General features: G+C 36.9%; 20 protein-coding genes. 7 read left to right on the top strand and 13 right to left on the bottom strand.

Annotation, left to right across the window (positions count from 1 at the left end):
• Positions 1-35 precede the first annotated feature (35 nt).
• Complete coding sequence (locus I8T81_RS10505; RefSeq protein ID WP_019459027.1) at positions 36-1,505, top strand: adenylate/guanylate cyclase domain-containing protein; 1,470 nt, start codon at positions 36-38, stop codon at positions 1,503-1,505.
• A 49-nt stretch (positions 1,506-1,554) separates the two neighbouring features.
• Here the strand turns inward: I8T81_RS10505 and fdx are convergent, their stop codons facing one another.
• The 8 genes from fdx to I8T81_RS10465 form a co-directional block, all read right to left on the bottom strand.
• The gene (gene fdx / locus I8T81_RS10500) at positions 1,555-1,893 is read right to left on the bottom strand and encodes an ISC system 2Fe-2S type ferredoxin (protein ID WP_002049779.1); all 339 of its coding nucleotides are present in this window, start codon (positions 1,891-1,893) and stop codon (positions 1,555-1,557) included.
• An 18-nt stretch (positions 1,894-1,911) separates the two neighbouring features.
• A complete protein-coding gene (hscA, locus tag I8T81_RS10495) occupies positions 1,912-3,771 on the bottom strand; it encodes a Fe-S protein assembly chaperone HscA (RefSeq protein ID WP_086497283.1) in 1,860 nt (619 codons plus the stop codon).
• A 38-nt stretch (positions 3,772-3,809) separates the two neighbouring features.
• Positions 3,810-4,328, bottom strand: a complete 519-nt coding sequence (hscB, locus tag I8T81_RS10490; protein WP_198071095.1) for a Fe-S protein assembly co-chaperone HscB — start codon at positions 4,326-4,328, stop codon at positions 3,810-3,812.
• Between the two features lie 83 nt (positions 4,329-4,411).
• Positions 4,412-4,732 (bottom strand): iron-sulfur cluster assembly protein IscA, encoded by a 321-nt coding sequence (iscA, locus tag I8T81_RS10485; RefSeq protein ID WP_004701917.1) that lies wholly within the window; start codon positions 4,730-4,732, stop codon positions 4,412-4,414.
• 30 nt (positions 4,733-4,762) lie between these two features.
• Positions 4,763-5,149, bottom strand: coding sequence for a Fe-S cluster assembly scaffold IscU (gene iscU / locus I8T81_RS10480; RefSeq protein ID WP_002049835.1), 387 nt, complete (start codon positions 5,147-5,149; stop codon positions 4,763-4,765).
• Between the two features lie 66 nt (positions 5,150-5,215).
• The gene (locus tag I8T81_RS10475; protein WP_077168537.1) at positions 5,216-6,433 is read right to left on the bottom strand and encodes an IscS subfamily cysteine desulfurase; all 1,218 of its coding nucleotides are present in this window, start codon (positions 6,431-6,433) and stop codon (positions 5,216-5,218) included.
• A 1-nt stretch (position 6,434) separates the two neighbouring features.
• Positions 6,435-6,908, bottom strand: a complete 474-nt coding sequence (locus I8T81_RS10470; protein ID WP_004701912.1) for an Rrf2 family transcriptional regulator — start codon at positions 6,906-6,908, stop codon at positions 6,435-6,437.
• 111 nt (positions 6,909-7,019) lie between these two features.
• Positions 7,020-7,667, bottom strand: a complete 648-nt coding sequence (locus I8T81_RS10465; protein WP_004701910.1) for a hypothetical protein — start codon at positions 7,665-7,667, stop codon at positions 7,020-7,022.
• A gap of 210 nt (positions 7,668-7,877) precedes the next feature.
• On the opposite strand from I8T81_RS10465, the gene I8T81_RS10460 reads away from it, so the two are divergent.
• From I8T81_RS10460 to I8T81_RS10450, 3 genes are all read left to right on the top strand, one after another.
• Complete coding sequence (locus I8T81_RS10460; RefSeq protein WP_004701909.1) at positions 7,878-8,333, top strand: phasin family protein; 456 nt, start codon at positions 7,878-7,880, stop codon at positions 8,331-8,333.
• A gap of 169 nt (positions 8,334-8,502) precedes the next feature.
• On the top strand, positions 8,503-8,775 hold the full coding sequence (locus I8T81_RS10455) for an HU family DNA-binding protein (RefSeq protein ID WP_001043034.1): 273 nt from the start codon (positions 8,503-8,505) through the stop codon (positions 8,773-8,775).
• 131 nt (positions 8,776-8,906) lie between these two features.
• Entirely contained in the window at positions 8,907-10,772 is a 1,866-nt protein-coding gene (locus I8T81_RS10450; protein WP_198071094.1) for a SurA N-terminal domain-containing protein, read from the top strand.
• A gap of 39 nt (positions 10,773-10,811) precedes the next feature.
• Here I8T81_RS10450 and I8T81_RS10445 read toward each other — a convergent pair whose 3' ends face one another.
• The gene (locus I8T81_RS10445; RefSeq protein WP_429764839.1) at positions 10,812-11,759 is read right to left on the bottom strand and encodes an AraC family transcriptional regulator; all 948 of its coding nucleotides are present in this window, start codon (positions 11,757-11,759) and stop codon (positions 10,812-10,814) included.
• Positions 11,760-11,948: 189 nt separating this feature from the next.
• Here I8T81_RS10445 and I8T81_RS10440 point away from each other — a divergent pair, with 189 nt between their 5' ends.
• Positions 11,949-13,172, top strand: coding sequence for an alkane 1-monooxygenase (locus I8T81_RS10440; RefSeq protein WP_019459032.1), 1,224 nt, complete (start codon positions 11,949-11,951; stop codon positions 13,170-13,172).
• Positions 13,173-13,294: 122 nt separating this feature from the next.
• Here the strand turns inward: I8T81_RS10440 and I8T81_RS10435 are convergent, their stop codons facing one another.
• The 4 genes from I8T81_RS10435 to I8T81_RS10420 form a co-directional block, all read right to left on the bottom strand.
• The gene (locus I8T81_RS10435; protein ID WP_198071090.1) at positions 13,295-14,500 is read right to left on the bottom strand and encodes an acyl-CoA dehydrogenase family protein; all 1,206 of its coding nucleotides are present in this window, start codon (positions 14,498-14,500) and stop codon (positions 13,295-13,297) included.
• A 21-nt stretch (positions 14,501-14,521) separates the two neighbouring features.
• The gene (locus I8T81_RS10430; RefSeq protein ID WP_198072766.1) at positions 14,522-15,805 is read right to left on the bottom strand and encodes an acyl-CoA dehydrogenase family protein; all 1,284 of its coding nucleotides are present in this window, start codon (positions 15,803-15,805) and stop codon (positions 14,522-14,524) included.
• 229 nt (positions 15,806-16,034) lie between these two features.
• Positions 16,035-17,408, bottom strand: a complete 1,374-nt coding sequence (locus tag I8T81_RS10425; protein WP_077163992.1) for an ABC1 kinase family protein — start codon at positions 17,406-17,408, stop codon at positions 16,035-16,037.
• 233 nt (positions 17,409-17,641) lie between these two features.
• Positions 17,642-17,944, bottom strand: a complete 303-nt coding sequence (locus tag I8T81_RS10420) for a hypothetical protein (RefSeq protein ID WP_004701894.1) — start codon at positions 17,942-17,944, stop codon at positions 17,642-17,644.
• 191 nt (positions 17,945-18,135) lie between these two features.
• Between I8T81_RS10420 and ybaK the strand changes: the two genes are divergently transcribed.
• Positions 18,136-18,600, top strand: a complete 465-nt coding sequence (ybaK, locus tag I8T81_RS10415; RefSeq protein WP_019459037.1) for a Cys-tRNA(Pro) deacylase — start codon at positions 18,136-18,138, stop codon at positions 18,598-18,600.
• A 431-nt stretch (positions 18,601-19,031) separates the two neighbouring features.
• Positions 19,032-21,179 carry a bifunctional mannitol-1-phosphate dehydrogenase/phosphatase gene (mtlD, locus tag I8T81_RS10410; protein ID WP_198071088.1) on the top strand — a complete coding sequence of 716 codons (2,148 nt, stop codon included), beginning with the start codon at positions 19,032-19,034 and terminating at the stop codon, positions 21,177-21,179.
• The last annotated feature ends 25 nt before the right edge of the window (positions 21,180-21,204 follow it).

Below are 21,204 nucleotides of genomic sequence, written 5' to 3'. Positions count from 1 at the left end.
TCTCAGTGTGGCTACATTGAAATGTGGAGGATAGGGTGCAATTAGAGAGGTTTATAGATCGAGAACCTAAACAGTTTGCATATTTTCATCGTTTGATGGGATATTCAATTCTGTCATTGATTTTAGTGATCTATGCTTTCACCTCACCAAATACTAATTATCAAATCTATATTCCTCCTTTTTTTCTTTTTTTACTTTTTATCAGTTCTAAATTAGAACATTGGTTACAGTATCAATTTGATAAGAAAACACAAAAAAGTGTTTTTTTTGCGATAGACACGATTGTGGTGGCAGTTACTCTTGCAGGAGTACACCTTAATCTTGTTCCAACATTTATTGCAGTTTTTGCTTTATTTTACTCAGCTATTAATAGTCGTATTTCGTTTGCAGTGATTTGCTTAACGAGCTTACTTGGTGCGATTATTTTTTATTTAAGTACTTTTTTCCTATTCGGTTTCCATCCATATTTTGAAGCTACGAGCCAAGAACTTACAGTAATTACTTTGCTTGGTCTGGTTATGTTTATAACCATTGGAAATTACTACCAACATCGCTGGGTCAAAAAAATTAGTCAGCAACGTCAGCATTATTATGACCAAATGACACGTTATATTGCTTTTGCTAATCAGTTAAGCCGCTATGCGCCATTACAGCTATGGCAATCTATTATGCGCGGTGAGGCTGAGGCAAAAATTGAATATAAACGTAAGAAAATGACAGTATTCTTTTCTGATATTCAGGGTTTTACGGAGTTATCCGAAACCTTAATTCCAGATGATTTGGCTTTTTTGCTTAATGACTATTTAAGTCATATGACTGAAATTGCGAAGCAATACGAGGCGACTGTTGATAAATTTATGGGAGATGCGATTCTCATATTTTTTGGAGATCCGAACTCACAAGGTGTTGAGCAAGATGCCAAATCATGTGTAGAAATGGCAATTGCTATGCGTCAGCAAATGAAGTTGTTGCGCGAACGCTGGAAGAAAATGGGATATTCAGCCTTACATATCCGTATGGGGATTAGTACGGGTTATTGCCACGTTGGGAACTACGGGGCAACACATCGTATGGCTTATACGATTGTGGGTCGTGATGTAAATTTGGCGGCACGTTTACAATATGCTGCTGAAATCGATGAGATACTCATTTCTGATGATACTTATCAACTTATTAAAAGTGATTTTCTATGTGCACCTAAAACACCTATTTATTTAAAAGGTATTCAAGGTGCAGTAAAAACATGGCAAGTCATGGAAAAATATACAGGTAACAAGTCAGATCATCAGCAATGGTTTGATTATGAGTATAAAGGTTTTCATTTAGTCCTGAACTTAGAAGAAGTACAGAACTACGAATATCCAGAGTTGGTTGAAGTGCTTGAAAAAATGATTCAACGCATTAAAGTTCAACAAACTTTGATTAATACTCAAGGTGTTGCTCAGCTTAAACTTGAAGACGAAGTTAAGCAGATAAATATCGATCAAAAGCAAAACCAAATATAAATTTTATTAATAAAAAAAGCTGCCGAAGCAGCTTTTTCACTATTATATTTTAATGATTTTCTGATGCATGATTAATTGTGTATTTCGGAATCTCGATTTCAAGATCTTCATCTACGATTTTAACTTGGCATGAAAGACGAGAGTCTGGCTCTAAGCCCCAAGCACGGTCTAAAAGATCGGCTTCAACATCATTCATTTCTTCTAAGCTATCAAAACCTTTGCGAACAATTACATGGCAAGTTGTACATGCGCATGACATGTCACAAGCGTGTTCGATTTTGATACCTTTGTTGAGCAGGCTCTGGCAAAGATTTGCATTTTGTTCAACCTCAAATTCTGCGCCTTCGGGACAAATCTGAGCATGAGGAAGTACTTTAATACGTGGCATATTGATCACCTATACCTTTTAGTTTGATTTTGACCAATCGTCGAGTTTTGTGCCTTTTAAGGCATGGTCAATATGTCGATTCATTCGTAGTGCTGCAAACGCATCACTATGTACTTTAAGCTGTTGAACTGCTTGCTCAATCGCTTGGATATCGCTGCCTTCAAGCTGAGCTTTCAAGGATTCTTTTGCAGAGTTAAGAGCTTCACGCTGGTTTTCATCAAGTAAATCTGCATCTACTTTTAATGCTTGCTCTAGAGCCTCAAGTTCACGTTCTGCTTCAACTTTGGTTTCCTTTAAGTGACGAAGATTTTTGTCTTCTTCGGCATGTTGAAAACCTTCAATTAATAAGCGTTCCGTATCTGCTTCAGATAAACCATAAGATGGTTTAATATCAATATAGGCTTGTACACCAGAAGTTGTTTCACGAGCAGAAACAGTGAGTAAACCATCTGCATCAACTTGGAAAGTGACTTCAATACGAGCTTGGCCTGCTGTCATTGGTGGAATACCATGAAGCACAAATCTGCCTAATGAGCGGCAATGTTCAACTAAATCACGCTCACCCTGAACTACATGAATTAACATGGCAGTTTGGCCGTCTTGATAAGTTGTAAACTCTTGACGACGGGCTACAGGAATAGCGGTATTACGAGAAATTAGGCGTTCAACTAAACCACCCATTGTTTCTAACCCAAGAGAAAGAGGCGTTACATCTAAAAGAAGTGAACCATCTTGACTATTGCCGATTAACTGATTTGCCGTAATCGAGGCACCAATAGCCACAACTTCATCCGGGTTGATTGTACAAAGAGGCTCTTGATTAAAAACGTCACGGACCGCTTTTTGAACCGCATAAGAGCGGGTAGAACCACCTACCAAAACAACATTTTGAATGTCAGTTAACTCAAGCTTGGCATCACGTAGTACACGCTTACAAACACTAATGGTTTTATCTAGAGCCACTTGAATAATGCTTTCAAATGTAGGGCGATCTAGTGTAAGAGTTGTATCAATCAGCTTTAATTCAACTGAATCTTGATTAGATAATTGTTCTTTAGCTTGACGCGCTGCGACTATAAATACGGCATAGTCTTCGTTACTTAATACATCAATATTAAGCTGTTTTTTTGCCCATTTCACAATTAGACGGTCTAAGTCATCACCACCTAGAGCTGTGTGACCACCAGTCGCTAGGACTTCAAATACGCCTTGTGAAAAACGCAAGATTGATACATCAAAAGTACCACCGCCTAAATCGTAAATTACATAGTTACGGTCGGTCTCTAAGTTACTTTCTTGATCCAATCCATAAGCAACTGCGGCAGCTGTAGGTTCATTTAATAAACGTAATACATTTAAACCAGCAAGTTGAGCAGCATCACGAGTTGCTTGGCGTTGAGCTTCATCAAAGTAAGCAGGAACTGTAATCACAGCACCATTAACAGGATTTTGTAGACTGTCTTCAGCACGATCTTTTAATTGTTTTAAAATTTCAGCTGAAATTTCTACAGGTGTTTTACGTCCAGCACGAGTTTCAAAAGCAGGCATCTCGTTTTCTGAGCCTACTAATTCATATGGATGCTGAAACTTAATATCTGCTTTTGAGCGACCCATAAATCGTTTAACAGATACAATCGTATTTTTTGGATCTGCAATGATAAATGGCTTAGCTTCTTCACCATAATGAGTTGTATTGTCCCCATAATGAACGATAGAAGGAAGTAATCTTCTATTTTGAACATCATTGAGTACTTTAGGTTTGCCTGATAACACTGTCGCAACTAGTGAGTGTGTTGTTCCTAGGTCAATACCAATCGCAATGCGATGTTGGTGTGGGGCACTGGATTGACCCGGTTCAGCAATTTGCAAAAGTGCCATGAGTTAAATCCCTTGAAAATAAAGTAGAAAAAGCAAAATTAAAAATCATCGTCTAAATCAAAGTTGTCTTCTTCATCTAACAGTTGATCTTCTGCTTTATCAATATCGTTCAAAACACGTTGAAAGAAACGTAACTTACGTACGGTATCACGTGCTTCAGCCCAATCTTCTTCACTGTAATCAATTTTGAATTCACGAACCAGGCCATCAATCCATTGTTGTACTTCTAGCTTTAAAGTACGTAAATGTTCAGTTGTTGTCGCTTCGTCAAGTTGTTCACGAAGTTCTAAAGCAGATTGTAGAAATTCAAAATCACTAATAGATTGATCAAGATGATGATCTTGCTTCTTAAGAGCTAAAAGATAAGCAGCACGACTATCTACTTGTGATAGTGTTTTAAAAGCTTGATTGATTTCACTTGATTTGATCAATGCTTGATCTTTATCTGAGGCTTTATCTGGATGATATTGTTGCTGCAAACTCAAGAAATTTGATTTTAAGCTTGCCAAATCGATATCGAGTGCCACAGGTAAATTGAACAACTCAAAATGATTCATTAGAAATGGGATCCGCGTTAATTAAATACATTAAAACAGTGCTTGATAGACACTGTTTTAATGAGAAAAAGGAAAGGAGAGGATTAAACAGTGAAAGATTCACCACAACCACATTCACCCTTTTTATTAGGATTGTTAAATTCGAACCCTTCATTAAGGCCATTTTTAACATAGTCCATTTCTAAGCCTTCTAAATAAACTAGGCTTTTCGGATCTACAAAAACCTTAACGCCGAACTGTTCGAAAGTTTGATCATGTTCATCGATTTCATCTACAAACTCGAGAACATAAGCCAACCCAGAACAACCAGAAGTTTTCACACCAACGCGAATGCCTTCACCCTTACCTCGGTTTTTAAGGTAATTGCTAATATGAGTCGCAGCATTTTCAGTTAAATGAATCATGAAAACTCCAACGTTTATAATGGTAACAAATTAAGCTTTTGACTTTTTACTACGATAATCTTCAATCGCAGCTTTAATCGCATCTTCAGCTAAAACAGAGCAGTGAACTTTTACTGGTGGAAGAGCTAACTCAGTCGCAATATCAATATTTTTGATTGCTTGAGCTTCATCAAGAGTTTTGCCTTTTAACCATTCAGTTACAAGAGAACTTGATGCAATTGCAGAACCACAACCGTAAGTTTTAAAGCGTGCTTCTTCGATTACGCCACTGTCATTTACTTGGATCTGTAAACGCATCACGTCGCCACATGCAGGTGCACCCACCATACCTGTACCAACATTTTCAGAGTTTTTGTCTAAAACACCAACATTACGTGGATTTTCGTAATGATCAATTACCTTTTCGCTATAAGCCATTTCGCTTCTCCAAACCTCGGGGTCAGCCTAATATTAATATGAGGGTTAAAACACTAATTTCAATAATTAGTGTTCTGCCCATTCAACTGTAGAAAGATCGATACCTTCTTTGTACATATCCCAAAGCGGAGAAAGTTCACGTAATTTCTCAACAGCGGCTTTGGTAATTGTAAGCACGTGGTCAATGTCTTCTTCAGTCGTGTATTTACCAAAACTAAAGCGAATTGAGCTGTGTGCAAGCTCATCAGATAAACCTAATGCGCGAAGAACATATGAAGGCTCTAAAGTTGCAGAAGTACAAGCTGAACCACTTGATACGGCAGCATCTTTAAGCGACATCATTAAAGATTCACCTTCAACAAAGTTAAAGCTGACATTTAAATAGTTTGCAACGTTTTGAGTTGGATGACCATTTAAGAACACTTGTTCAAGATCTTGTAAACCGTTCCAAAGTTTGTCACGAAGTTTACGAAGACGCTCTTGTTCAGCATGCATTGTTTTGCCTGCGATTTCAAAAGCCTCACCCATACCTACGATTTGGTGAGTAGCCAAAGTACCAGAACGCATACCGCGCTCATGACCACCACCATGAATTTGTGCTTTTAAGCGAACACGTGGGCTACGACGTACATATAATGCGCCAATACCTTTTGGACCATAAATTTTATGAGCAGAGAAACTCATAAGGTCAATTTTCATAGTAGATAAGTCGATATCAACTTTACCAGCTGCTTGTGCTGCATCTACATGGAAAAATGTTTTGTTGGCACGTGTTAATTCACCAATCGCCGCTACATCTGTAACTGTACCAATTTCATTGTTTACCATCATAAGAGAAACAAGAATAGTATCTGGGCGAAGGGCAGCCTTAACCATATCAGGAGTAATTAAACCTGTTTGTGGCTGTGGCTCTAGATAAGTAATTTCAAAACCTTGTTCTTCTAATTCACGACAAGGATCTAGAACAGCTTTGTGTTCAATTTTACTTGTAATGATATGTTTGCCTTTAGAAGCGTAGAATTGAGCTACACCTTTAAGAGCAAGGTTATCTGATTCGGTTGCACCAGAAGTCCAAACGATTTCACGTGGGTCAGCTTTAATTAAATTTGCGACTTGCTCACGTGCATATTCAACTTTTTCTTCTGCTTGCCAGCCATAAGCGTGGGAACGAGATGCAGCATTACCAAAGGTACCGTCGAAAGTTAAACACTCCATCATACGTTCTGCAACTTGCGGATCTACTGGAGTGGTTGCTGCGTAATCAAGATAAATTGGACGTTTCATATCAAATACCTGTACCCGATAAAAGAGCTGAATCTATGCCAGTCACATTTTGGCGTAGTGCAACAGTTTGAACGTTGTCTCGGCTAATGAGGTCGGCAAGAGTGATTTTGGCTAAATAGTCGGCAATATGATGAGAGAGTTCTTGCCATAAATCGTGAGTCAGACACATTGCACCATTTTGGCAGTTACCTTTATGGTCGCAACGCGTTGCATCAACAGTTTCATTTACGGCTTCAATGATTTCTAACACAGTAATTTCATCAGCGTTTCGAGCCAAATGGTAACCACCATTTGCACCGCGAACACTAGAAACTAACCCATGACGCTTAAGTTTAGCGAACAACTGCTCTAAGTAAGCAACTGAAATAGATTGACGTGCGGCAATTTCGGCGAGCGTGATCGTTTGTTCAGTTGGCTGCAAAGCTAAATCAAGTAGAGCAGTCACTGCGTAGCGACCGCGAGTTGTAAGGCGCATGATTCGATACACATGTTAAGACTAGATAATAGGATTTTATGAATCCCGACTAAAATAGTCAAGTTTTTTTATTTTTAATTCAAGTGTAGGATCAAGATAGAAAAAAATGAATTATGCTGCCCATAAATTATATATCAAATAAGCAAAAAATATTAGGCTAATTATACCAAAGCACAAGTTAATATTGCGTTGGCGTTGCTGTAAACGTGCAATTCGATTCTGATATTGTTTAATTTCTACATTTAATGAATTGATCTCTGAACGTTGTTGATCGATTTTTTCAAGTAATGGGGCAATTCTTTTGCGTGAAGCAAGTGTCTCAGCTTCGTCATCTGGCGTGTTGAACCATTGTTTCCAGTCTGCTAGAAGTTTAGGTAATGTGAGATGTGAAATTAAATCGATGAGTTCTTTTTTAGTTTCTGAATCTCCATCAATTCGCATGTTGTTTAAACTGCGTTGATTTGAGAAAGCGAAAATCTTGATAAGATCGATAAGTGTACTATTTATTTCTAAGTCAATACGACGGTCATATGAGTGAATATCAAATAGCAAGCCTTTTTCAGTAAATTGCACATAGAAGTCGAAAAATGGCAAATAGCTATTAATGCGGATTGTGATTTTATTAGCGATAAACTTTTTCGCTTGCAAGCGAAGAACACCATCGTGGGTGAGAATAAATGAGAAAAAAGTTTCTAAAATAATTAGAACAATATTCAGCAACAGACGTGGATGTTTTTGTCTTTGTTGCGTTTCACTCATAAAAGTTTATCCTTAAATATTAGAGATTAATTGAGGGAATGAGACATCCTATCTCAAACTTAGCATAATGTCCTGTTAAATATATTTACATGACATGATTGTTTTGTAGAACAGTTTCATAAATGTATCAAGTCTTGACTTTGATATTATAAGAATATTTTGTGGTTAAATAAGACTTCGTCTGTCTCATCCGATCAGGAGCTTAGATCAATGGATAATGCAAATATAGAAACACAAGTAGAAGAGCAAGGAGAAAAAAATAAATTAAAATCAAAAAGTTCTAGGAAGTCTGCATTAGATTTTAGAAAGTATACTAAACAGATCTGGTTAGCAGGTCTAGGTGCTTTTTCTCGTGCTGAAGAAGAAGGCAATAAACTATTTGACTCGCTAGTCAAAGTAGGTGAAGAGCTTGAGTCCAAAACAGGTGACTTAGCAGATACAACTGTTGGTAAAGTAACCGAAAAAGCCAAAGAGTCTGTTTCTGACACCAAAGACAAAGTTGAAAAAATCTTAGATACCAGTGTGAATCATTCTTTAAATAGAATTGGCTTAGTTACTCCTAAGGACTTACAGCACATAGAACAACTCTTGGTTCAACTGCATATAAAGGTTGATGCTTTAATTGAAGAAAATCAAAAATTGAAGGCAAAATTGAATGAAAAGTAAAAAAATGTAGGGATTTAGCAAATATATAACAGTTTTTTAGCATTTATTTTTGCTAAAAGCTCTGCTCTAGTATTGCGTTTTCCCCCAAAGCATTGCTATAAAGGCGTCATGGCCTTTTAAACTATAGCCTTGGACCTTAAACAAACGATATTAAGAGGATGTTTTATTCATGAATAAATCAGAATTAATCGATGCAATTGCTGAAAAAGGGGGAGTATCTAAGACTGATGCAGGCAAGGCACTCGATGCGACAATTGCGTCTATTACTGAAGCACTAAAAAAAGGTGACACAGTAACTTTAGTTGGTTTCGGTACTTTCAGTGTTAAAGAACGTGCTGCACGTACTGGCCGTAACCCTAAAACTGGTGAAGAGCTTCAAATTAAAGCAACAAAAGTACCTAGCTTTAAAGCTGGTAAAGGTCTTAAAGATTCAGTTGCTTAATCTTTTAAGATGATTAAACGCGCCAATATAGGCGCGTTTTTTATTAAAAATCTGAATTGACCAATATTGCTCATTCATTCATTGTGGTTTTTCAGTTAAAATTCTCCTCGAAATAAAATATTGGAATACTTATGGAATCTTTTCGTACAGTCATTAAGGGTTGGCTAGGCAAAGTCCTTTTAATTTTGTTTTTGACCCCTTTAGCGCTTGTAGGTATTAATGGATATTTTAATAGGGGAAACAAGGCAGATGTCGCAAAAACTGTCAATGGACAGGACATATCAAAAAAAGACCTTGAAACTTTAACGCAAAGGTATAAAGAACAATATTTAGCTGCTGTAAAGGGTGATGAAAGTTTACTTAATTTACCGGTAATTCAAGCGAAAGCACTTGATATATTGGTATCTCGTAATTTACTTATTCAGCAAGCTGAAAAACTCGGTATCTCTTTAAGTGATGCTCAAATCGAGCAAATGTTGGCTCAACAGCCAAGTTTGCAAGAAAATGGCCAGTTTTCACAAAAATTATATGAAAATTATTTGCGCTCGATTGGTATGACAAGCCAAGCTTTAATTGCGAGCTTGCGTCAAGATCACGCTTTAAAAATGTTGACTTCAACTTTCTCAGATTATTCTTTAGTAAGTAAAGTTGATTTAATGCAAATTGCGAATTTGCAAACAGAACAACGTACATTACATTTGGCTAGTATCAAGTTAGACAGTTATAAAACTGGCTTAACTGTATCGAATCAAGAAGCTACTGACTATTACAACAAACATCAGAATGAGTTTAAACAGCCTGCTTCAGTTGATGTGGATTATGTTGTTTTATCTCCATCTTTAATGGCGAAGCCTGCACCAGCAACAGATGCTGAGCTTAAGCAAGCCTATGCGAAGTTTGTAGAAACTCAGCAAAAAGATGCTAAACGTGTTGTTAAACATATTCTTATTACGACTGATGGTCGTGATGATGCAGCAGCCCAAAAGCTTGCTAAAGATGTATACGCAAAGATCCAAGGTGGTCTTTCATTTGCTCAAGCAGCAGCCCAGTTTTCAGAAGATCCAACTTCGAAAGCGAAAGGCGGCTTAGTTGAAGCATATGCACCTGGTATTTTCTCTGATGCATTTGATAAAACTGTTTTAAGTTTGAAAAATGGTCAAGTTTCACAGCCAGTAAAAACACAATATGGTTACCACATTATTGAAGCAGAAACCCCAGCGACTCAAATTCCTTCATTTGATGCTGAGAAGGCACGCTTAACTGCAGAAGTTGAAAAGAATAAAGTTGCTACTGTTTATTCAGATACCGTTAATAGTTTGAATGAAACGATTGTTGGTAATGATTCTTTAGATGCAGTTGTACAACAAGTAAAAGGTACAAAAATTGAATCTTTAAATGGTGTAACTTTAGCTACTCAAAACCCGCAGTTAAGTGATCCAAACGTAAAAATTAAGTTGTTTAACGATGATGTGAAAAATGGTGATCGTAATGCTTCATCAAATATTCAATTAGCGAATGGCGATACAGTTTGGATTAAAGTACGTGACTATCATGCTGCTGGTGTTAAACCAATTGCTCAAGCGATGAATGAAGCGAAAGCTAAAGTAATTGATGAAAAAGCACGTAAAGCGGCTCAAGCAAAAATTGCTACAATGTTGACTGAATTCAAAACTCAGCCAGCTGAACAGGTTGTTGCAAAAAATAAGGTACCTTTTGAATCTGCAGGTGTATTTGCTCGCTCACAAGGTTTGAAACGTGCAATTGAGCGTGCAGCATTTAGTGTTCCTACGCCAAAACCTGGTATGTGGTCTGTTACAACAGCAAACTTGCCAAATGAGTTAGTCGTTGTTGCTGTATCTAATGTAAATTCAGCTGCAGTAAATGCTATGCCAGCCGACCAGTTAAAGCAATTACAGCAGCTTTATCGCCAGTCTCGTGGGCAGCAAATCCTTGAAGATTACAGCGAATACTTAAAGTCACACGCTAAAATCAAATAAAACTTATGTAATAAAAAAAGCGCTTCGGCGCTTTTTTTATTACTGATCTAGACTACTCCCAATATAGTTTTGTCTATATTGTTTAGGCGATAAATCAAATACTCTTTTAAATGCCTGACTAAACGCTGTTTCTGAAGAATAACCGACTTTATTTGAAATTTGTTGAATTGATAAATTGCTTGTACGAAGATATTGGCTCGCTAAACGAAAGCGATAATGCTGTAAATATGTAAGAGGAGGTTCACCAATAATACTATTAAAAAGATTGGCAAACTTAGATCGTGACATGCAACATTGTTCAGCTAATGATTCGACAGTCCAGCTTGCTTCAGGTTGACTATGAATTGCTGATAGAGCATTACTCAACTCAGGGTGAGTTAAGGCACCTAACCAGTTTTGCTGATCTGACATTTGTTGAATATGATCACGAATACATTCAATTAAAAGAATACTCACTAAATGATCGATAATCTTGTCATGCCCAGGTTGAATTTTTTGTGTTTCGACTGCTAAAAAATAAAGTCCTATTTGCAACCATTCAGGAGGAGTGGTTTTGTTCTCTCGTTGAATATGCATGATAGGTGGTAATGTATTAATAAGTGGTCCTGCCATATGCGTATCAACTTGACAGCGTAAACAGAGCAGTAATGTATTTTCAGATGCTGCTGAACCGAGCTCAATCGGGTCTTGTCGATGTCCGTTAAATAACGGAGTAATATCGACAGGATCTACAAGTTTACTTGCAGTCGCTTTTGAGTCTGTAGCATGGTGAGCTTTTCCAGAGGGAATTAAAATAATATCTCCAGCCTTAGCTGTTATTTTTTCTGAAGCATTTATTTGAATATATACAGAACCGGTTAAAACGATATAAGCAAGTAAAGCAGATTGATCTTGTGTTTTAAAAGCCCATTCATTTTGTGCTTTGATATAGATATATTCTGACTTATTTAAGTGGATATCATCAAAAAATTTACTTAGTGCATCCATATTTACGCGATCAATCATTATTTTAATAAAATTATAGTGAGCTGTAAGAATAGATCAACATGTGTTTTTAGGACAAAAAAGTGGAAGAAAATGCCAAAGACTTTGAAATAGGTTTTTTGGACGGTTACAACTGTTAAGCAAATGGTATTTCTTTAACTATATAGATATATAGAAAAAGGAAATATGACTATGAATGCACCAGTAAATGTTCAGCAAGAACTTATGCCAGTGCCAGCGTCTATGCGTGAGATAGATCGTAAGCGCTATTTATGGATGATTAGTCCGGCTTTACCTGTAATTGGTTTAGGTATTTTAGCTGGTTACCATTTTGGTCCACGCCCATTAAAGAAAGTATTTGCTTTAGGTGGTCCACTTTTATTACATGTTGTGATTCCTGCAATTGATACGATTATTGGTAAAGATGCACGTAATCCAACTGATGAAGAAATTAAACTTCTAGAAAAAGATCCGTATTATTCACGTTTGGTGAAGAGCTTTATCCCATTACAATATGCAGCAAACGTTTATGCATGTTATTTAACAAGCCGTAAAACTACTTCTTTTATAGATAAAATTTTACTTGGTATTTCAATGGGTGCAATCAATGGTATTGCGATTAATACTGCTCATGAACTAAGCCATAAACATGATCGTATTGACCATATTTTATCTCATCTTGCTTTGGTGCCTACAGGTTACAACCATTTCCGTATTGAGCATCCATATGGCCATCATAAGCGTGCGGCAACGCCTGAAGACCCTGCATCTTCACGTATGGGTGAAACATTCTATGAATTCTGGCCGCGTACAGTTATTGGTTCTTTCAAGTCAGCAATTGAAATTGAGAAAAACCGATTAAAACGTAAAGGTAAAGAGTTTTGGTCACTCGATAATGAATTACTGCAAGGCTGGGGTATGACTGCTGCTTTTCATAGTTCGATGATTGGACTTTTTGGTAAAGGTACGATTCCGTATTTAGCGACGCAAGCATTTTACGGTATTAGCTTATTTGAAATTATTAACTATATTGAGCATTATGGTTTGCTACGCCAGAAAAAAGAAAATGGTCAGTATGAACGCACAATGCCAGAGCATAGCTGGAATAATAACAACGTAGTGACAAACTTGTTCTTATATCAGTTACAGCGTCACTCAGATCACCATGCTTATCCGACTCGTCCATTTCAAGCGCTTCGCCATTTTGATGAAGCACCTGAGTTACCAAGTGGTTATGCAAGTATGTTGCTACCAGCATTAATTCCTTCACTGTGGTTTAAAATGATGGACAAGCGTGTATTTGATCACTACAAAGGTGATTTAAATAAAGCAAATATTTCACCAAAACGTCGTGCAAAAATCTTTAAAAAATTCGGTGTAGTTGATAAGTCATTAGAAGTTACGCCAGTTAAATAAATAAATAAATAAAAATATATTCCTGAAATACCAAACCCTCTAATCATGTGATTAGAGGGTTTTTATTTTGTAGATAGAGTAGTACTAAGCAGCAAGGAAGTTAAAACTCCCTTACAACGTTCTTATTTTAATTCGCTTGACGATTTACCAAGCTCACGTCGAGCAATAATAAGCTGTTGAATTTGTTGAGTTCCTTCAAAAATATCAAGAATTTTTGAATCACGTGCCCATTTCTCAAGTAATTCATCTTCGTTATAGCCAACACTTGCTGCTAACTCGACACACTTCAAAGTAATTTCATTACCTACACGGCCTGCTTTTGCCTTGGCGATGGAAGCTTCTTTTGAGTTTGGTTTCTTGTTGTCAGCCATCCATGTTGCTTTCAACATGAGTAACCGTGCTGCTTCCCATTCGGCCTCCATACGGTAAATTTGTGCCGCAAGATTGGATGTTTGCAAATATGGCGTTGAGTAATTTGGGTCCAACTGATCTTTAAAAATTTCTTTAATACGTTCTAATGAAGCTTTAGCACAGCCAATGGCCATAGCAGCGACTAACGGGCGTGTATTATCAAAAGTTTCCATTACACCTGCGAAACCTTTAGCCACATCGACTTCGGCATTACCTAAAAGATTTTCGGCTGGCACACGGCAGTCAGTAAAACTAATAACTGCCGTATCAGAAGCTTTAATTCCCAATTTATGTTCAAGGCGCTCCACCTTCATTCCAGGCGTGCCTTTAGGCACTACAAATGATTTGATGGCTGCACGTCCAAGTTTTCGGTCGAGTGTAGCCCAGACAACCACAGAGTCTGCACGTTCACCAGAGGTTACGAAAATCTTTTCACCATTTAAAATGTAGTCATTACCATCTTTAGTTGCTGTAGTACGGATAGCAGCAGAGTCTGAACCACAGCCGGGTTCAGTAATCGCCATTGCAGCCCAAGTACCTTTAAAACGTTCTAATTGCTCATCATTTGCAACCGCTGCGATGGCAGAATTTCCTAAACCTTGGCGTGGCATACTGAGTAATAGCCCAGTATCGCCATAACACATTTCAATGATACCTAGTGCTGTCGACATGTTGGTGCCGTTACGGACACCTTCATTATTTGTTTCACCTCGTTTGCTTGCACCAGCTGCACCTGCATTAATTCCTTCGCCACCTTCGTTCATACCGTCGATGAGTGAGGCAAGCATATCAAGCTCTTTGGGATAAGCATGTTCTGCTTTATCGTATTTACGGGAAATAGGGCGTAATACATTGATCGCAACATCATGTGCTTGATCAATCATCATTTTGAATTTTTTTGGATTTTGTAAATTCATGGAAATGTCCTCAGATTGATCTTAAGCATGTAAGCCAGAATGTAAAATTGCGGTCGCACGTAAATCACGGTACCAACGTTCAACTGGGTGTTCTTTTGTGAAGCCATGACCACCCAAAATTTGTACGCCATCTGTTCCTATTTTCATGGATTTTTCTGCGCAAAGAAGACGAGCTAAATATGCTTCACGATGGAAAGATTTACCTGCTTCAGCAAGACTTGCTGCATTTAAAATCAGCATACGCATAGCATCAATCTCAATTGCCATGTCTGCAATCATGAATGCGACACTTTGACGATGTGAAATTGGTTCTCCGAAAGCAGTTCGCTCATTGGCATATTTAATACAACAGGCTTTTACAGCTTCACATGTACCTACAGCCATTGCACACCACATCAAGTTGCCCAAATCTACAAAGGCTGTGTAATCAAAATCTGTTGTGCCTAGTCGTAGAGCAGGTGTGTGGCTAAATTTTAAAGTAGCTGTCTCTGTTGCTTTGAGGCCCATTGCCGGAGTGTTCTTAATAGAAATAGTGTCACCCACTTGCACTACAAATACATCTGGCTTGCCATTAAAGTCAGCACTCACCAATAACACATCAGCCAAATCACCTAAAATGACTAAGGTTTTTTCACCATCAATGTAAAATTGATCATTTTCAAGAGAAGCTTTTGTTTTTAAAACATAAGGGTTGAATGCTGGAGTTGCTTCTTGTACTGCAAAGGTTGCTGTAATGTCTGAGTCTTCAGCAAAACATGGCAGATACATTGACTGAACCTCGGCAGATCCCCAACGTGTGATTGCATTAATAACGCTAAAGGTACTGAGTAATCCTGCTGTAAGACTAAAATCACCTTCAGCTAGTTTTTCAGCGATGAGTAAGTTGCTTACAATATTTTGTTCAGCAGCAACGCCACCTAGTGCTTCTGGTAGGGCGTAATAATTTAGCCCTAAATCTTCAACATATTGCCAAAGGTTTTCTGGAAATTGTGCTGCTTGATCGGCATCATGAGCTAATGCTAGTAAAACTTCTTTAGCAAATTGAGACATTGCTTCAGAAGTCATTTGTTGTTCTTCAGTTAGGCTTAAATCAAATAGGTTTTTCTTTTGCTGAGGTAGTCGTTGTTGTGGAATTTGTTTAGGTTTAAATGCTTTTTGAGTTTGGCTTAATGCTCTAAAGCCAGCTTTTGAACCTTGATAAAGAGACTTTTCAAGAAATTTACGTAGTTTGAGTTGATCAAGTACATCGCTTCCAGCTAATTTTGTGATCAGCGATAAACCCAACCCTTGGGCTTTATTGATCATATTTGTCATGATTATGGTGTCCTAACACATTGTTATTGGTTTATGCTGACACGCAGTATAAGAAAAAACTATGTCGTTACTGACATTCAAAAAAAGAGTAGATAAATGGTAAAAATAAAATAGACTTGATTTTATGTTTTTGATTTTATAAATAAAAATTAGTTCTTAAAAATAATAATTTTGTTTGCATTGACTAGAATGACATTGAGCCATTCTAGTCGTGATCAAATTAAGCAAAGTTACGAATCATACGACGTACATTTGTTTTGGCATCAATTACAGTCATGAATGTATATGCACCAATAAACTTACGGCTAATAAACATAAACTCTTTTGGAGGGACAGAGAAATATCGGGATGCCATTGATTTACTTGCCTGCTGCATAACACGACTATGTAACTGGCTTTTTTTCCAGTCATAACGTTCATGTTCATCCATCAGGCCGGCTGGCATATCTGGATTATTTGCAGGTGTGCTGAATGCTTCTGTCGCAAGTAAAAATACATCTGCCATGCCAGGTTTAATACTTTCAGGCATTGCATCGAAAAACTCATATCCAGTCATTGCTTGGACCATCGCATGTTTATCATGCTGATAACCCGCTTGTATGAGATTACGTGCAACTGAGAGTAAGTGTTCATCGAACTGACGAATCGCGCCGAAGTCTAATAGTACGATTTTGTCCTGAACATCTTGGCCATTACCTAAACGAACTAGGTAGTTACCAAAGTTAGGGTCAGTTTGCATTTCACCCCACTCAAAAATCTCACGAACTGCAATCTCTAATGACGCTTCACCAAGTTGATTACGGCGTTCTTGTGGAAGAGAAAGCATAACAGGACTATTAATAGGTACGCCGCGTTCAAACGTCATACATAAGACTTGATCTGTGCAGTAATCATCTACAATTGTAGGGACAATATAGCGCTCATCATCTTTTAAGCGCTCACCAAAGCGGCGAGTGGTTGCTGCTTCTACATCATAATTGACTTCACGATGCATCATTTCACGTACTTCATCAAACCACTGATCAAACTCACGTGTCTGAGGAACCATACGTGTAAGCTTAAGCATGTTTTTAAATAGACTCATGTCTGAGTCAATTGCACTCGCTACACCAGGGTATTGAATTTTTAAAACTAACTCTAATCCATCTGATTTGCGGATTGCGCGATGAACTTGTGCAAGAGACGCTGTACCAATAGGTTCATGATCAATGGTTAAATCGTTTAACTTAGAACCAAGTTGTTCTTGTAAATGTGGCTTAATCGCAGGCCAGTCTAAAGCAACCGTTTGGTTGTTTAAGGTATTTAACGCCTGAGTAATTTCTTCTGGTAAAAAATGTTCACCATAAAGAGCCATCATTTGGCCAATCTTAACAATAGAACCTTTAAGTTTGCCAATTTCAGAAACAAGATAATTAGCTTGTTCGCTCATTGCCTTTTTACGCTTCTTCTCTTTTTCTTCTTCACTAGAAAAAAGGGTAGAGGCACTTGCAGTAGCCCAACGTGTTCCTGCCAGTAAAGAAGCTTTCGCGATTGATAAGCGTCGATCCATGGAAGAAGTTTTTAAACTCTTAAGCTTATCGTTCTGATTTGACATGAAAATAGAATCCTATGCGCATCATGCAGCCAAACGCTGGTGATCTAAAATTGTAACGAATATTACATGTTTTGAACGTATTAAAATAGTTCCCTCAGACTGAATGGTGAGTTGAAAGTATCATTTTATATCTTAATTTTCTAAAATAGCCTAAGCAATATAATAAAAATTAAAATACAATTTCTCCAGAAAGAGGAACTAGATTAAAAAGCCATTAAATATTAATCATTAACTTACATTTTAAACTGAATTTTTAATTCAGCTTTTTGCATTAAGTGGATACGATTAGCTTGAATATGTTGAATAACCATTTGCTTGACAGAATCATGCATAAAACCAAGAGCATGGGCCTTTACAATAACGATGCTCGGTAGTGTATAGAAAAAATACTTAACATCCTCAAAAGTGGCATTATTAAAAATACCTTGTTCGATTAAGGTCTGCTGTAAAAATTGCTTTTCATTTAATACATGATCTGAAGATTCATCCCAAAAACGGTGACGCATTGCCATCAGATTATTGTGTTTGTAACTCATAAATTTGCCAGTTCAGACTTTAAATCTCAATTAAATATATTGGAGTCATCTACTCAATATCAAGTTCAGATTGTTTTTTGTTCAGTGTCTGTTTGATTTTTCATGTAAATGACGTAAATAGCCTAAGCAAATTTTAAACTTTTCTCTAAAATAAATATAATCAATCCCATTTCATTAAAATCTAAAATCCTATGACACCTGCATGTAGACTGTTAAAAAGTAATAAAATCGAATTTTCTATTCATGAATATGAACATGATGCAAATGCTAAAAGTTTCGGTTTAGAAGCTGCCGAAAAATTAAATCTTGATGTAAATGAAGTTTTTAAAACGCTACTTGTAACTGATGAAAAAAATTATTTTGTCGCAATTATACCTGTTAATCATCAACTCAATTTAAAAAAGGTGGCTACGGCGGTTGGCTGTAAAAAACTACAAATGGCAAATCCAAAAGATGCAGAACGTTTAACAGGGTACTTAGTGGGTGGAATTAGTCCATTAGGACAAAAGAAACGTTTGAAAACTGTGATAGATGCTTCTGCACAAGAACTTGGCAAAATTTATGTAAGTGGGGGAAAAAGAGGATTAGATATTGGTCTAAATCCGAATGATCTGGCGCAAATATTGACGGCGCAATTTGCAGATATCCTTGATTGATTAAAATAAGGGCAATATCAAATTGACTTATTAAATGAAAATGATTATCATTATTATATGGAGTTTGGTTCTACCAGAAGATAACAAGAGTTAGATAAATTTCTGGTATTGGTAGACCTGCAAGACATAATAAAAACAATGCAGGTTTGTTTAGCAGTAAATGGACCTAAGAAAAATAAACATGATCAGCGCAATAAAAAGAACAAGTAAAGATAGCAAGCAAGGATAGCTTGCTATCTTTGCATTAGAACTCGGTTTCAGAATTATTTTCATTATTCAACCTTTTAGAGTTTTTAAGTTCTCTCAGTAACAGATTACTTATATTTTTGATTAAAAAATAACCAGTAATGTTTCATTTATTATCATCCTGCCTTTTTAATCAATTTTTTGTATACCCTGAATAAAACATGATCAAAAAAAGAGGTAAAAACGTGCTTATTTTTCATGGAAAACCTGTTCATGGAGCTATCTTTGATATGGATGGGACAATGTTTGACACTGAGCGCTTACGGTTTCAAACATTGCAACAAGCATCTCAAGAGCTGATTGGGCAGGAGTTTTCACACGAATATTTAATGCAATGTTTGGGTTTAAGTGCGACAACAGCAGAAAAACTAGCACAACGTTTATATGGGGTAGATGTTCCGTATAAAGAAATAAGAAAAAGAGCTGATGAGATGGAGCTTGAGCATATTCGTAAACACGGCGTGCCTATTAAAAAGGGATTAGTTCAAGTTCTTGAACGTTTAAGAAAATCTGGTTTAAGAATGGCTGTAGCCACTTCAAGTCGTAGAGCAATTGCCGAAGAATATTTAATAAATGCCAATGTTTATAAGTTCTTTGATGTGATTACTTGTGGTGATGAAGTAGAACAGGGAAAACCTCATCCTGAAATATTTTTAAAAGCAGCAAGCCAACTTAATTTAAACACTAAGCAATGTTTAATGTTTGAAGATTCTGAAAATGGTTTAACCTCAGCTTACACATCTGAGGGTCTAACGATTTTATTAAAGGATATTAAAGAGCCAAATGATGAAATGCTCGAAAAAGCAGATTTTTATTACGATCAGATGTATGACTTTTTAAGCGATCTTGACCAGTTCATTCCTATTATGGATATGCCGGAAATACAAGAACCTTTTCCACAGAGCCTGAATCAACTTACGGTTGGTATACATGGCTTCGGTGCTATTGGTGGGGGATATATAGCTCAAATATTGTCACATTGGGATGGATATACAAAACCAAGAAAAATAATTGCTTCAACTCGTAATAGTCTTTTTCGCGAGGCCGTAAATGCGTTTGGAACCTATAGTATTCGCTATGGACAATTTTCTTATGATGAACGTATTGAGAATATGACGATTGTCGACTCTGACAATGAGCAACAAATGTTAGAGATGTATACTCATTCAAGTTTGATTGCACTTTGTTTGCCAGAGCAAGCGATTGAAGCTGAATCAAAAATGATAGCCAAAGGACTATACGCCCGTTTTAACTCGCCACTTGAAACATGTATAGAACCGCTAACTTTTTTAATTATTTTAAATAAAGTGGGTGCTAAATATTTAGTGATGAAGCATCTTCGTGAAGCTCTATTAGAGTTAACGAATGATGAGGATGTGACTGAGCATATTTTAAAAGAGCATTACTTTTGTGACACTGTAGTAAACCGAATGGTTTCAAAACTTTCTAATCAGAATTTATATCGTCAACTTCGTATTAAGCATAATTTCCTTGAACAGCATTTAGAAGATTTTGAACAAGAAGATCAAATTGAAATTGAAGACTGCAATAAACTGACTACAGATCAGCAAAACAACGCCTCGGTTTATGTTGAAAATATGCGTCGTAATTTCCAACCTGGTCATATCTTACAAAGTATGGATTTAATCTTATTCCACAGTGAAACGGATATGCCAATTTATGTTGAAAAAGGCAGTCCTTTACTTGAAAAGCTACGTCAGGTTGTATTGGTTGAACAAATTACAGATATTCAACTTATTAAAAACCGCCTATGGAACGGCGTGCATGCGATGCTTGCTTGGTATGCATCTTTAATGGGTTATGAATCTATTGGGATTGCTATGGGTGATCATTCAGTAAAAGCATTTGCAGAAAACTTAATTACAGAAGTAAAACAGGGGCTTGCAATTGTATTACCTAACTATGCAAAAGATCTGAACCGAATGGCTCAAAGTTTTCTAGACTCTTGTGAATACGCATTTAAAGATCCGTGTCAACGAGTAGCTCGAGATCCATTACGCAAACTCAACTATAATGAACGTGTCATGGCATCAATTGAAATGAACATAGGTCATGATTTACCTTATAAAAATTTATTAAAAGGTACTGCTCTAGGTTATGCGTATGCGATTCAATTTTTAGAAATTGATGATAATGCTGCTATTCAGCATCTACAGCAACAAATTCTAAAATTAGATCTGAATATGACTCAGAAAAGACAGCTTGAAGTTGATTTGGTCCAACACATTCAATATTTGTTTTCTGAACAAGACCAACAGCTTTTGGATATGAAAACTAACAAAGCCAGAACGACAGCTACCCAATATGTTTGAAGGCATTTAATGATTTAACACTCTA

The sequence above is a fragment of the Acinetobacter seifertii genome, assembly GCF_016064815.1.
GTDB lineage: Bacteria > Pseudomonadota > Gammaproteobacteria > Pseudomonadales > Moraxellaceae > Acinetobacter > Acinetobacter seifertii.
This window is presented reverse-complemented; position numbering and strand designations above follow the sequence as displayed.

Bases quoted from the DNA above. Each gene is read 5' to 3' on its own strand.
- fdx (WP_002049779.1), bottom strand. From the start codon at position 1,893: ATGCCACGTATTAAAGTACTTCCTCATGCTCAGATTTGTCCCGAAGGC.
- hscA (WP_086497283.1), bottom strand. From the start codon at position 3,771: ATGGCACTTTTGCAAATTGCTGAACCGGGTCAATCCAGTGCCCCACAC.
- hscB (WP_198071095.1), bottom strand. From the start codon at position 4,328: ATGAATCATTTTGAGTTGTTCAATTTACCTGTGGCACTCGATATCGAT.
- iscA (WP_004701917.1), bottom strand. From the start codon at position 4,732: ATGATTCATTTAACTGAAAATGCTGCGACTCATATTAGCAATTACCTT.
- iscU (WP_002049835.1), bottom strand. From the start codon at position 5,149: ATGGCTTATAGCGAAAAGGTAATTGATCATTACGAAAATCCACGTAAT.
- I8T81_RS10475 (WP_077168537.1), bottom strand. From the start codon at position 6,433: ATGAAACGTCCAATTTATCTTGATTACGCAGCAACCACTCCAGTAGAT.
- I8T81_RS10470 (WP_004701912.1), bottom strand. From the start codon at position 6,908: ATGCGCCTTACAACTCGCGGTCGCTACGCAGTGACTGCTCTACTTGAT.
- I8T81_RS10465 (WP_004701910.1), bottom strand. From the start codon at position 7,667: ATGAGTGAAACGCAACAAAGACAAAAACATCCACGTCTGTTGCTGAAT.
- I8T81_RS10460 (WP_004701909.1), top strand. From the start codon at position 7,878: ATGGATAATGCAAATATAGAAACACAAGTAGAAGAGCAAGGAGAAAAA.
- I8T81_RS10455 (WP_001043034.1), top strand. From the start codon at position 8,503: ATGAATAAATCAGAATTAATCGATGCAATTGCTGAAAAAGGGGGAGTA.
- I8T81_RS10450 (WP_198071094.1), top strand. From the start codon at position 8,907: ATGGAATCTTTTCGTACAGTCATTAAGGGTTGGCTAGGCAAAGTCCTT.
- I8T81_RS10445 (WP_429764839.1), bottom strand. From the start codon at position 11,759: ATGGATGCACTAAGTAAATTTTTTGATGATATCCACTTAAATAAGTCA.
- I8T81_RS10440 (WP_019459032.1), top strand. From the start codon at position 11,949: ATGAATGCACCAGTAAATGTTCAGCAAGAACTTATGCCAGTGCCAGCG.
- I8T81_RS10435 (WP_198071090.1), bottom strand. From the start codon at position 14,500: ATGAATTTACAAAATCCAAAAAAATTCAAAATGATGATTGATCAAGCA.
- I8T81_RS10430 (WP_198072766.1), bottom strand. From the start codon at position 15,805: ATGATCAATAAAGCCCAAGGGTTGGGTTTATCGCTGATCACAAAATTA.
- I8T81_RS10425 (WP_077163992.1), bottom strand. From the start codon at position 17,408: ATGTCAAATCAGAACGATAAGCTTAAGAGTTTAAAAACTTCTTCCATG.
- I8T81_RS10420 (WP_004701894.1), bottom strand. From the start codon at position 17,944: ATGAGTTACAAACACAATAATCTGATGGCAATGCGTCACCGTTTTTGG.
- ybaK (WP_019459037.1), top strand. From the start codon at position 18,136: ATGACACCTGCATGTAGACTGTTAAAAAGTAATAAAATCGAATTTTCT.